Origin of the sequence: Dermacoccus sp. Ellin185 (genome assembly GCF_000152185.1) — a bacterium.
Classification (GTDB): Bacteria; Actinomycetota; Actinomycetes; order Actinomycetales; family Dermatophilaceae; genus Dermacoccus; species Dermacoccus nishinomiyaensis.
In genome coordinates this window covers 20,245-31,674 of sequence record NZ_AEIQ01000122.1, presented here as the reverse complement: position 1 = coordinate 31,674, position 11,430 = coordinate 20,245, and the positions used below count along the sequence as shown (strand labels likewise).

The 11,430-nt window shown below is 70.0% G+C and carries 11 protein-coding genes; 7 read left to right on the top strand and 4 right to left on the bottom strand.

Annotation, left to right across the window (positions count from 1 at the left end; translation table 11 throughout):
- The first annotated feature begins 53 nt into the window (after positions 1 to 53).
- The 4 genes from HMPREF0321_RS14070 to HMPREF0321_RS14055 all read left to right on the top strand — a co-directional run bounded on the left by HMPREF0321_RS14070 (position 54) and on the right by HMPREF0321_RS14055 (position 3,596).
- Entirely contained in the window at positions 54 to 254 is a 201-nt protein-coding gene (locus HMPREF0321_RS14070; protein ID WP_006947467.1) for a hypothetical protein, read from the top strand.
- A gap of 70 nt (positions 255 to 324) precedes the next feature.
- Positions 325 to 1,254 carry a PIG-L family deacetylase gene (locus HMPREF0321_RS14065; RefSeq protein ID WP_006947409.1) on the top strand — a complete coding sequence of 310 codons (930 nt, stop codon included), beginning with the start codon at positions 325 to 327 and terminating at the stop codon, positions 1,252 to 1,254.
- Positions 1,251 to 1,754 carry a flavin reductase family protein gene (locus HMPREF0321_RS14060; protein WP_006947412.1) on the top strand — a complete coding sequence of 168 codons (504 nt, stop codon included), beginning with the start codon at positions 1,251 to 1,253 and terminating at the stop codon, positions 1,752 to 1,754. The genes HMPREF0321_RS14065 and HMPREF0321_RS14060 overlap by 4 nt, the downstream gene beginning before the upstream one ends.
- 87 nt (positions 1,755 to 1,841) lie before the next feature.
- Entirely contained in the window at positions 1,842 to 3,596 is a 1,755-nt protein-coding gene (locus HMPREF0321_RS14055) for a VanW family protein (protein ID WP_040015150.1), read from the top strand.
- A 16-nt stretch (positions 3,597 to 3,612) separates the two neighbouring features.
- Here HMPREF0321_RS14055 and HMPREF0321_RS14050 read toward each other — a convergent pair whose 3' ends face one another.
- Positions 3,613 to 4,569: an alpha/beta fold hydrolase gene (locus tag HMPREF0321_RS14050; protein WP_006947478.1), complete on the bottom strand. Its 957-nt coding sequence runs from the start codon at positions 4,567 to 4,569 to the stop codon at positions 3,613 to 3,615.
- An 87-nt stretch (positions 4,570 to 4,656) separates the two neighbouring features.
- Here HMPREF0321_RS14050 and HMPREF0321_RS14045 point away from each other — a divergent pair, with 87 nt between their 5' ends.
- A complete protein-coding gene (locus HMPREF0321_RS14045) occupies positions 4,657 to 7,587 on the top strand; it encodes an FAD-binding and (Fe-S)-binding domain-containing protein (RefSeq protein WP_006947458.1) in 2,931 nt (976 codons plus the stop codon).
- 330 nt (positions 7,588 to 7,917) lie between these two features.
- Entirely contained in the window at positions 7,918 to 8,265 is a 348-nt protein-coding gene (locus HMPREF0321_RS14040) for a hypothetical protein (RefSeq protein WP_006947408.1), read from the top strand.
- A 14-nt stretch (positions 8,266 to 8,279) separates the two neighbouring features.
- Here HMPREF0321_RS14040 and HMPREF0321_RS14035 read toward each other — a convergent pair whose 3' ends face one another.
- From HMPREF0321_RS14035 to HMPREF0321_RS14025, 3 genes are read right to left on the bottom strand one after another with little or no spacing between them, the layout of a single operon-like run.
- Entirely contained in the window at positions 8,280 to 9,146 is an 867-nt protein-coding gene (locus tag HMPREF0321_RS14035; protein WP_006947415.1) for a biotin-dependent carboxyltransferase family protein, read from the bottom strand.
- The gene (locus tag HMPREF0321_RS14030) at positions 9,143 to 9,772 is read right to left on the bottom strand and encodes an allophanate hydrolase subunit 1 (protein WP_006947492.1); all 630 of its coding nucleotides are present in this window, start codon (positions 9,770 to 9,772) and stop codon (positions 9,143 to 9,145) included. Before HMPREF0321_RS14030 ends, HMPREF0321_RS14035 begins: the two co-directional genes overlap by 4 nt.
- Positions 9,769 to 10,542 carry a LamB/YcsF family protein gene (locus HMPREF0321_RS14025; RefSeq protein ID WP_040015163.1) on the bottom strand — a complete coding sequence of 258 codons (774 nt, stop codon included), beginning with the start codon at positions 10,540 to 10,542 and terminating at the stop codon, positions 9,769 to 9,771. The genes HMPREF0321_RS14030 and HMPREF0321_RS14025 overlap by 4 nt, the downstream gene beginning before the upstream one ends.
- A 134-nt stretch (positions 10,543 to 10,676) precedes the next feature.
- Here HMPREF0321_RS14025 and HMPREF0321_RS17485 point away from each other — a divergent pair, with 134 nt between their 5' ends.
- Entirely contained in the window at positions 10,677 to 11,348 is a 672-nt protein-coding gene (locus tag HMPREF0321_RS17485) for a GntR family transcriptional regulator (RefSeq protein ID WP_006947469.1), read from the top strand.
- The last annotated feature ends 82 nt before the right edge of the window (positions 11,349 to 11,430 follow it).

Here is an 11,430-nt window from a genome sequence, read left to right as displayed (position 1 = left end):
GGCCACTCTCGAACGAGGGTGGCCGGCCGTTTCGCGTGCGGCAGAGTGGGGCCATGAACAAGAACCGGGAGGGCGTCTGGATCGTTCAGCACGACGAGACGCCCCACAACACCGTCCTCAGGGTGTTCGCGACGGCCGAGGAGGCGGCAGAGTACGCCGACGCGGTGCATGTGAACTACGCCGATGGCGTCATCACCATGGCGTTTCCGATCGGGTTCCGGTTCGAGGACGGGGCGGTGCGGTACCGCCGCTGAGCCTTCGACCCCAGGCATGCGGCCACTGCGCTCTTTGCGTTTCGGCGCGTGGAGGACGAAGGTTGACCTCATGGCTCGGCTTCTCTTCGCGCATGCGCATCCTGATGACGAATCGCTGTGGACGGGTGTGACGATGGCGCATCACGTCGCGCGGGGTGACGAGGTGCACGTGCTCACCTGCACGCTGGGGGAGGAGGGCGAGGTCATCCCTGACGACCTCAAACACCTCGAACTGCCAGCCGGCTCAGCGCGTCCCGACGACGTCGCGGACGAGCTCGCTCCGGTGCGTCGCGAGGAACTGCGCCGCGCGATGACGGCGATGGGGGTGACGTCGTCGGTCGTCCTCGGTGACGACGCCTTCCGCGCTCTCGCGAACCGCCCTGAGGCGCGCACGTACCGCGATTCGGGCATGGCAGGCACGCCGTCGGCATCCCACCCCCGGGCGTTCACGGGCGCCGACATCGAGGCCGTCGCTGCCGACGTCGCCGCGTACGTCGACGCGCTCGCGCCCGACGTCGTCGTCACGTATGACGAGCAGGGCGGCTACGGCCATCCCGACCACATCCGCGCGCACGAGGTGACGGTCGCCGCGCTCGCCGCATCGACCGCGCGTCCGAGGCTGTTCATCACCCTGACGCCGCAGTCGTGGGCACAGGAGGATCGCGCCTGGCTGCACGCGATGTGCTCGCCCGAGTTCCTCCGGGAGACGGGCTTCGTCGTCCCCGAGCGCGGCGACGCCTACCCGCCGTCCGTCGTGCCCGACGACGAGGTGACGCACGCGGTCGTCGATGACGCGGCCGTCAGCCTCCAGATCAAGGCGCTGCGCGAGCACCGCACGCAGGTCAGCGTCGCCGACGAGGTCTACGCGCTCTCCAACGACGTCGCCGCACGTCTTTCAGGACGTGAGGGGTTCACCGAGTACGACGCCCGCGCTCGCCGCCGCATCGTCGGCGCCGAGAACGCCACGCCGAGCGCGACCCGCCCGGAGCTGATCGCATGACCTCCCACCACGAACCGGTCGACCCCGACCACTACCGCAAGGCCATCGGCCGTCTCGCGACGGGCGTCAGCGTCGTGACCACGCGCGTCGGCGACATCGACCACGCCATGACGATCAACTCGTTGACGAGCGTCTCGCTCGACCCTGTTCTCATGCTCATCAGCGTCGAACGCGAGGCCCGCTTCTTCGAGGCGGTCATGGAGCGCGGCGAATGGGCGGTCTCCCTGCTCGGTGCCAGTGCGAAGCCGATCGCGTCGTGGCTCGCGACGCGCGGGCGTCCGCTGCACGGCCAGCTCGACCGCGTGCCGCACCACCGCGGTGACGCGACGGGCCTCGCCCTCGTCGACGACGCCCTCGCGGAGTTCGAGTGCCGCACGGTCTCGACCCTCGACGCGGGCGACCACACGATCGTCGTCGGTGAGGTGCTGACGCTCGCCGTCGGCGACGCTCCCGAGGACGCCCTCACGTATTACCGGGGCGCATTCGGCCGGTTGCGCTGACGCGTCGCTCGTGCCCAGATCGTCGGACGCCGCCGTTCGTGGTGCAATGGTGCGACCCGTGGCGCGGGGTTTTCGCGGGTTCGAGACATGCAGGAGGTCACCGTGGCGGACGACGAGCAGGTGCAGGCGACGCAGCCGGACGGCACGCGTCGGCGCAGGCATCTGGCCTGGTTCGGGGGCGCCGGTGTACTCGCCGTGGCGGCGATCGGCTACGTCGGGGCCTGCTACCACTACAAGGACACGATCGCGGGCGGTACCACCGTCGCGGGCCGCAGCATCGGCGGGATGACGATGGAACAGGCCTCGCGTCAGGTCTCCGGCCTGCCGGGCCCGGGGGCGCAGCAGCAGGCCACCGTCACGGCCGACGGGCAGAAGTTCGCGTTCGAGCCGTCCAGCGCATGGAAGCCGGACGTGGCGCGCACGCTCGACGGCGTCACCGGGTTCAGCCTGTCGCCTACCCGCCTCATCCATCACATCAGCGGTGACGGCGGCGCCGTCACGCCGCGGTACACGGTCGACGAAGCGGCGCTGGCGCGTCTCGTCAAAAGCTCGGCGGGCACCTCGATCAAGGGCGCGCCCACGCAGGGCAAGGTGAAGTTCATCAACGGTGAGGTCGTCGTCGTCAAGGGCGCGCCGGGCAAGAGCGTCGACGAGAAGGCGGTCGCGAAGGACGTCGCCGAGCACTGGCCGGGCACCACGGCCTACACCACGAAGCTCGTCGACAAGCAGGCCGACGCGACGCAGGACGCCGTCACCGCGTTCGCGGCGGGCGATGCGAAGAAGGCGATGTCCGAGCCGCTGCAGGTCAAGGCCAATGGCGAGACCGTGACGATGAAACCCTCCGATGTCTCCGAGGTCATCTCCTCCGACACGGACGCGCACGGAAAGCCCTCCATCAAGGTCGACGCGGACGCACTGCTCGCCCACGTCCTCGAGCGCAGCACCGACATGCAGAACGACATCGCGACGGACGCGAAGGTCGTGTGGAAGGACGGGAAGCCGAGCGTGCAGCCGGGCAAGGCCGGCCAGCAGATCGACGCCTCGAAGGTGCAGTCGGTCGTCGCGGCAGCACTGACGGGCAACCACGTCGCGAACCTGCCCATGAAGCCGATGCAGCCGCAGGTGACCGAGAAGGACATCAACGTCTCGTCGCTGCCCACCACATCGATGGCGCACTTCGAGTCCAAGTTGCCCGGCGGCGCCGAGAACGCCGCGCGCACCCACAACATCGAGACGGCGCTCGCGACGCTCAACGGGATGGTGGTCAGACCCGGTGAGCAGTTCTCACTTTTGCGTGCCCTGGGGTACTCGTTGACGAAGGAGAAGGGCTACGTCGAGGCGGGCACGCTGCAGGGCGGCATCCACGTCGACGGCATGGGCGGCGGCGTCTCCCAGGTCTCGACGGTGCTCTACAACACGGCGTTCTTCGCGGGCGTGCAGCTCGACGAGCACACCCCGCACGACGTCTACATCGATCGCTACCCGATGGGTCGTGAGGCAACCCTGTGGAACCCCGGCGTCGACAACACGTGGACGAACGACACCGGCCACCTCATCCTCATCAAGGCGGGCACGAGCGGCAACAAGGTCGTCATGGACTTCTACGGCACACGCCAGTACGACGTGTCGACGAAGACGGGGCCGAAGACCGACGTGGTGCAGCCGAAGCAACGCACCGTGAAGGACGTCAAGGGGTGCGAGAACTCCGTCGGAAACGGCACGCCAGGCTTCCAGGTCGACGTGTGGCGCACCCTCAAGAAGGGCTCGAACGTGGTGCGCACCGACAAGATCCACACGAAGTACCAACCCGACGACATCATCACCTGCGTCGGCTCGTCGTGATGTCGGCGCGCCGGTCTTACAGGCCCGCGTGCTCGATGACCAGGTCGGCGACGTCGCCGGCGTGCGAGCGCACGGCCCAGTGCCCGGCGTCGAGACGCCGCACGCGGGACGTCGCGGCGTAGGCCGCGCCGTACGTGGCGATGGGTTCGCGGACGTAGCGGTCCTTCGTCGGCACGACGATCTGAGTCGGCACGTCGGTGCGACGTGGCCCGGAGGTCGCGTCCGCGCTGGAGCCGTGCCGGCGCAGCCCCATGTTGGCGCGGTACAGCTCGAGGCCGTCGAGCATGTCGCGGCGCTCGCGCTCGGCGCCGTCGCCGCGCTGCAACAGCCGGCCGAACGCGCCGCTGCGGATGACGAGTTCCGGAAGCAGCGGGGTCTGGAAGAACGCGATGTACATCGACGACGCGGCCTGCTGCGCGAGGAACAGGCGATCGTGGGTCGAACCACGGGCCATCGCGTGCATCCAGCGCGACGCATGATCGAGACATGGGCCCGAGATCGTCGTGAAGCTGCTGACGCAGGAGGCCGCGCCGTCGTCCGTCACGGCCTGCCAGGCCTGGATCGAACCCCAGTCGTGGGCGAGCAGATGGACCTCATGCCCGTTCTCGGCGGCTGCGGTGACGGCCCGATCGACGTCGCGGCGCAACTTGTCGAGGGCGTAGCCGTCGCGTGACGGCGGCGCGTCGGAACGGCCCGACCCGCGGGTGTCGTAGGTGAGGACGTCGGCGCGCGGGATGAGGTGGGGGATCATCGCGTCCCAGACCCGCTGGTCGTCAGGGTAGCCGTGCACCGCGACGACGACGGGACGCTTCGGCGTGCGGCCGGTCGGCATGCCCTCGTCAGACGAGTCGCCAGCCGACGATTCGTCAGCCGACGACACGGCGAGTCGGTGCCACGTCGCCGCGAGCGTCAGGCCGTCATCGGTGGTCAGGGAGGTCTGTTCGACAGTAGCTTCGTGCGTCGCGGTCGTCATGACGCCACTGTGCCGTACGAACCCGGGGCCTGTCTTGATCTACGACGCTGCCCGACGCGCCCAGGGGCGGCGCGGCACAATGAACGCGTGAGTACGCCGAGCATCCCGTTCACGCCCGCCGCCGACGTCACGGCGCATGCCGCCACTATCGACGTCGGGCGCATCGCGCACGAGCTGCGTCATCACGAGGTCACCGACGTCCTCGTCAGCGGTGTCGAGCGTGCCGCGTACTCGAGCGACGCGAGCCTGTACCGCGTGCTGCCGCGCGCGATCGTGCGTCCGCGCCACACCGATGACGTGCTCGAGACCCTCGCCGTCGCGCGCAGTCTGGGCGTGCCGATCACCGCACGCGGCGCGGGCACGTCATGCGCCGGCAACGCCGTCGGGCCCGGCATCGTCATGGATTTCAGCACGCACATGAACAAGGTGCTCGACCTCGACGTCGCGAACCGGCGCGCCGTCGTCGAACCCGGCGCGGTGCATCAGAGCCTGCAGCGCGCGGTGCTGCCGCACGGGGTGCGCTTCGGGCCGGACCCGTCGTCGCACACGCGATGCACGATCGGCGGGATGATCGGCAACAACGCGTGCGGGTCGCGGGCGTTCGCGTATGGCAAGACGAGCGACAACCTGCTCTCGCTCGAGATGGCGACGGCCGGGGGGGAGCTCGTGCGCCTCGATCACGGGGCGTCGCGCGACGCGCTGACCGCCGCGCACCCCTACCTCGGGCGCCTCGACGACCTCGTCGGCGCGAACCTCGCGACGATCCGGCAGGAGTTCGGGCGCTTCGATCGTCAGGTCTCCGGCTACGCGATGGAGACGCTGCTGCCGGAACGCGGGTTCGACGTCACACGCTTCATGGCCGGCACCGAGGGCACGCTCGGGGTGCTGACGGAGGCCACTGTCGGGCTCGTGACGGAACCGGCGTTCCGCATCCTCGTCGTCCTCGGCTACGACGACATGCCGGCCGCCGGTGACGCCGCGCCGCTCGTGCGTCAGTTCACGCCGACGGCGTGCGAGGGCATCGACCGGCGGCTCGTCGACGTCCTCATCGCGCGGCGCGGCGCGCAGGCCGTCCCGGCGCTGCCGAAGGGGTCGGGGTGGCTGCTCGTCGAGATCGCCGGCGACGATCGCGACGAGGTGCTCGCGCGCGCCGAGGCGTGTCTCGTCGGCTGCGGGGCGATCGACGGGCGCGTCGTGCTCGACGCCGCGGAGACGAGTGCGCTGTGGAAGGTGCGTGAGGACGGCGCCGGCCTTGCGGGGCGCTCGCCGAAGGACCTGCCCGCGTGGCCCGGCTGGGAGGACGCCGCCGTCCCGCCCGAAAAGCTTGGCGCGTACCTGCGTGACTTCGACGCGTTGCTCGACACCTACGACCTCTCCGGGTTGCCGTATGGACACTTCGGCGACGGGTGCCTGCACATCCGCATCGACTTTCCGCTCAGCGCGCCGGGCGGCACGCAGGTGCTGCACGAATTCCTCGACGAGTCGGCGCAGCTCGTGGCGCGCTACGGCGGGTCGATGTCCGGTGAGCACGGCGACGGGCGCGCCCGCAGCGAGTACCTCAGCTCGATGTACTCGTCGCAGGCGCTCGCGTTGTTCGCCGGCGTCAAGGAGATCTTCGACCCGACGAACCTGCTCAACCCGGGCGTCCTCGTCGATCCCGCGCCGGCGGCGGCCGACGTCCGCATGGCGCACGTACCGCCACTGACGAAGGACCTCGCACTCGCGTACGCGCATGACGGCGGCGACTTCGCGCGCGCCGTCCACCGCTGCACCGGCATCGGCAAGTGCCGCGCGAGCACGATCGGGACGACGAACGTCATGTGCCCGAGCTACGCGGCGACCGGTGACGAGAAGGACTCGACGCGCGGACGCGCGCGGCTGCTGCAGGAGATGGTGCAGGGCGGGCTCTCCGGCGGTTTCGTCAACGACGGTTGGCGCTCGCCGGAGGTGCACGAGGCGCTCGATCTGTGCCTGTCGTGCAAGGGCTGCACATCGGACTGCCCGACGGGTATCGACATGCCCGCGTTCAAGTCGGAGGTGTTGCATCAGACGTACAAGGGGCGCCTGCGTCCGCGCTCGCACTACGCGTTGGGGCAGCTTCCGCGCTGGGTTCGGCTGGGACACATGGCGTCCGGCGTGTTCAACCTGGCGCTCGCGGTGACGGGCAAGGTGCCGGTGCTCAAGAAGCTCGCCGGCGTCGATCCGCGACGCTCGGTGCCGTCGTTGGCGCGTGAGTCGTTCCGTGACTGGTGCCGCACGAACGATGTCGGGTTCTTCGAGGACGCCGACCGTCGTGGCGTGGTGCCGGAGAACGCCGTCGTCATCATGGTCGACACGTTCACCGACCATTTCTCGCCCGAGGTCGGTCAGGCCGCGGTTCGTGTGCTGCGGCGCGCAGGCTGGGAACCGTTCGTCGTAGAACGCGCCGGCTGCTGCGGTCTGACGTGGATCTCCACGGGCCAGCTCGACGGGGCGAAGAAGCAACTGCGCGGGTTGATCGGCGACCTCGCGCCCGTCGCGCGTCGTCACGTGCCCGTCATCGGGCTCGAACCGTCGTGCACGGCCGTGCTGCGCGGTGACGCCGCCGAGCTACTGCCCGGCGACGAGGACGCCGCGCTGGTGGCGCGCTCGACGTCGACGCTCGCGGAGTTCCTCGCCGGTGACGACCGGTGGACGGCGCCCGACCTGTCCGGTGTCGACGTGGTCGCGCAGCCGCACTGCCACCATCACGGGGTGATGGGCTGGTCGCCCGATGCCGCGCTGTTGCGCGACGCCGGCGCCAACTTGCAGCAACTCGGCGGATGCTGCGGCCTCGCAGGCAACTTCGGCGTCGAGCAGGGGCACTACGAGGTGAGCGTCAAGGTCGCCGAACAACAGCTGCTGCCGGCGATGGACGCCAAGCCCGACGCTGCGCTGCTCGCCGATGGGTTCTCGTGCCGCACCCAGATCGCCGACCTCACCACCCGGCGCGGCATTCACCTGGCTCAGTTGCTCGACCGCGCGCAGAGCGAGCGCTAGAGCCCGAGTGCGCGAGGCGCATCCGGCGTGGGCGATCTGTGAGCTTCGACCCGATGTGGGGGCGGCGCAGCCCGCACACCGGGCAGACACTCACACATCGGCCAACGCCGCGGGCAGAACCTGGCTGCAAGCGACCGGGCCGTGGATGCGTCAAGGGGTGTCAGCGTTCGGTAGACGCCGGGCGCAGCGATCAAGGGGGTTGGTCATGGCCATGTGGGAAGCCACGCGGGAGCACGAGACGTCATTCACCGAGGAGCTCGGACGCGATCTGCTCGTCCTCGCCGCAGGGATGGGGGTCGCCGCGGCGCTCGGCGCGGTCGCCGTCTGGTCGTGGAACCCGTCGGCCTCCTCACCGGCTGGAACCGTAGCGCGGCGCTGTGGAGCCTCCTGCCCGCGCTCGTCCTCCTCGTCGCGCACTGGCAGGTGGCCAAAGCCTGGACCGGTGGTTCCCGGGTTCCGGGGTTCGACTCGCGGGCCGCGATCCTCGCAGCCCTCATGCTCGCGCCGGCCGTCGTCCTTCTCAGCGGTGCGCTCGTCGGCGTCGTCGGGGGCCCGACGCACACCAACCTCGTGGCGGACGACCTCACGACCAGCGCTCACGTCCTGCGGGTCGGCGTGGGCGGCGCCGTCGGAATCTTGGCCTCTGCTGCGGCCCGAGCGCTCGTGACACGACGCTGACTCGGGCGCTCTCCTCAGAGCGTGCGGCGCTCACAGACGAAGCGGACGCGGGTGCCGGGGCGAGCCTGCGCGAGGTGGTCGATGTCCTCGTCCCGAACCACAGCGATGACGGGGTAGCCCCCGGTCGTGGGGTGGTCGGCGAGGAAGACGATCGGTTGGCCGTTGGCCGGTACCTGGATCGCTCCACGCACGAGTCCTTCGCTCGCCAGCTCGCCGCTTCGGGAACGCTGCAGCGGCGATCCCAGCAGCCTGACGCCGACCCGGTCGCCCTCGGCGCTCACCTCCCACGAACTCGCCGTGAACGCGGCTCGGGCCGCGTCGGTGAACCAGTCGTCGCGCGGACCCCACACGGCACGCAGAAGCAGATCGCCCGAACGGACGAACGCGGTGAAGGCGTCGACGCACGGAATGGAGCCGACGATGTCGGCCCCGAAAGCCAACTCGTCGCCCACCTGCAGACGCCGTGGTCCCACACCCGTGGTCGGATCGCTCGAGCGTGACCCGAGGACGGTGGGGGCGTCGATCCCGCCCCGGACCCCCAGGTAGGTGCGTAGCCCGTGCACCGGTGTGGCAAGGGCGATCTCGTCGCCGGATCGAAGGAGCAGCGGCTCGCCGAACGCGGCTGGGCGAGCATTGATCGTCACGGGCGCAGGGGCGCCGGTGAAGACGACGACGACGTCGCGCGTCACGTGGGCGCGAAGCCCACCGAGGAGCATCTCGAGCGTCGCAGCCTTCGCATCGTTGCCGACGATCGAGTTCGCGAGTCGATGGCTGGCGCGATCCGCAGCCCCGGATGGAGCGATCCCGAGGTGGCCGTATCCCGGGCGGCCCAGGTCCTCCACGAGGGCGAGCGGGCCGAGGGCGTCGATGACGAGACTCATGAGGTCACCGCCACGAAGCGGATCGTCGCACCGGGCACGAGCAGCGCCGGGGGACAGTGCTCCACGTTCCACAGCTCGGCCTCGGTGGTGCCGATGAGCTGCCAGCCGCCGGGGCACGCCTGGGGATAGAGGCCCGTGAAGTCGCCGGCGAGGGCGACCGAGCCGGCCGGGATGCGGGTGCGAGGCGAGTCGCGTCGCGGCACGTGCAGGCCACCGCTCTCACCGCTGAGGTAGCCGAATCCCGGCATGAAGCCGGCGAACTCGACGGTCCACAGCTGCCCGGTATGACGCTTCACGACCTCTCGCGGGTCGAGACCCACGATGGCAGCGACCTCCTCGAGATCGGCCCCGTCGTAACGGACCTGGATCTCGATCACCTCGCTCACGCGACCGGGCTCGAAGTCGACGGACGCCAGGTCGAGGGCCCGCACCGCGGCCACCACGCGCGAGACCTCGCAGGGCGTCGCGCACCGGAGCAGGACGGTGCGCGCCGCCGGAATGTGCTCGACGAGACCGTCGATCGACGTGTGCCGAAGGGCTGTGTCGAGTCGTCGGCGCTGGGTTGCGTCGTCGAGTTCCACCATGACGCAGCGGTCGCCTACGGGCCGTAGCGTCATCGGCGTCATGCGAATGCCTCGATCGAGATGCCGGCAGCCTCGAGTGCCGATCGCACCCGCGTGGCCATCGCCACGGCACCGGGAGAGTCGCCGTGCACGCAGATCGAATCGGCCGTGACAGCGACGCGGGAGCCGTCGATCGCCTCCACCTCGCCGGTGGTCGCCAGCGTCACCATGCGCGCGGCCACGACGTCGGGGTCGTGCAGGACGGCGCCGGGCGTGCGACGTGAGACGAGCGTTCCCTCGGCGGTGTAGGCCCGGTCGGCGAAGGCTTCGCGGACTGCACGGATGCCTGCGGCCTCGGCCAGCTCGAGGACGAGGCTGCCAGGAAGCCCGAGGACGGCGAGCGGCGTGGATGTCGTGTTCTCGTTGAACCGCGTGACGGCGGCGACGACGGCCGCGGCATGGCCCTCGTGGTGGACGATCGCGTTGTAGAGCGCGCCGTGTGGCTTGACGTAGCCGATGCTCGTGCCATGGGCGCGGGCGACTCCGTCGATAGCACTGAGTTGGTAGAGCACCTCCGCCTCGAGGCGTTCGGGTTCGACGTCGACGAAGGTACGCCCGAAACCGGCGAGGTCGCGATACGCGACGTGCGCCCCGATGCTCACTCCGCGTTGGGCGGCTGCCGCGCACGTCGTGGCGAGGACGAGCGGGTCTCCGGCGTGGAAGCCGCACGCCACGTTGGCCGACGAGACGACGTCGAGCAGGGCCGCGTCGTCGCCCATCGTCCAGGCGCCGAAGGACTCGCCCATGTCCGCGTTGAGATCGATCGTCGTCATCGCCTGAGTCATGCAGGAAGAATTGTTGAACAACGGATGCTCGTCAAGAGCCCTGGTGGGATCGATGCGCTCCTGTGATGGAAGGATGACGGCGCTGGGGCGACTCCCGCGTCGGCGAGGGACGGGGAAGTCGCATGCATCGATCACAGGCCGAACAGGCGGCAGATCGCGTCCGCAGCGCGATCCTCGACGGAGAACTGCCGCCGGGCAGTCATCTCGACGAGGGTGGCCTCGTCGGAGAGCTCGGTGTCAGTCGCAACACGCTGCGAGAGGCGTTCCGCGTCCTCGCGCACGAAGGGGTCGTCGAGCATCTGCCGCACCGCGGCGTCTTCGTCCGGCGCATCGAGCGGGCCGAGGGCCACCACATCTACGCGGCCCGCCGCCACCTCGAATGCGGTGCGCTCCGTGATCTGGCCGTTCGCGCCCAACCCGTCGACGCGCGCCTGATCGACGCCGTCGACGCCGCGGTCACCCGGGCCGAGTTTGCGCGTGAGCGCAGCGACTGGCGCACGGTCGGCAGCGCGAACGCCGAGTTCCATCTCCGGCTCGCGGCGCTGGGAGAGAACCCGATCGTGGATCGGATGATGCGCACCCTCACCGTCGAGGTGCGGCTGCTCTTCCTCGGCACGGGCGACCCCCTCGAGGTGCACGCGCGCTACGTTGACGAGAACCGGCGCATCATCGACCTCGTGCGGGCGGGCCACTTCGTGCGCGCAGCCGCGGCGATGGAGCTTTACCTCCTGCGCGCCGAGGCCCACATCGTGCGCGATGAATCGGGACCGAAGGGCTTCGTCACCGAATTGTGACCTGCACCACCTGTCGGGATTGTTCAACAATTACGTAGCCTCCTTCAGTAGCGCGTGGTTGGTCCGGCCGTGCGCGGATCCC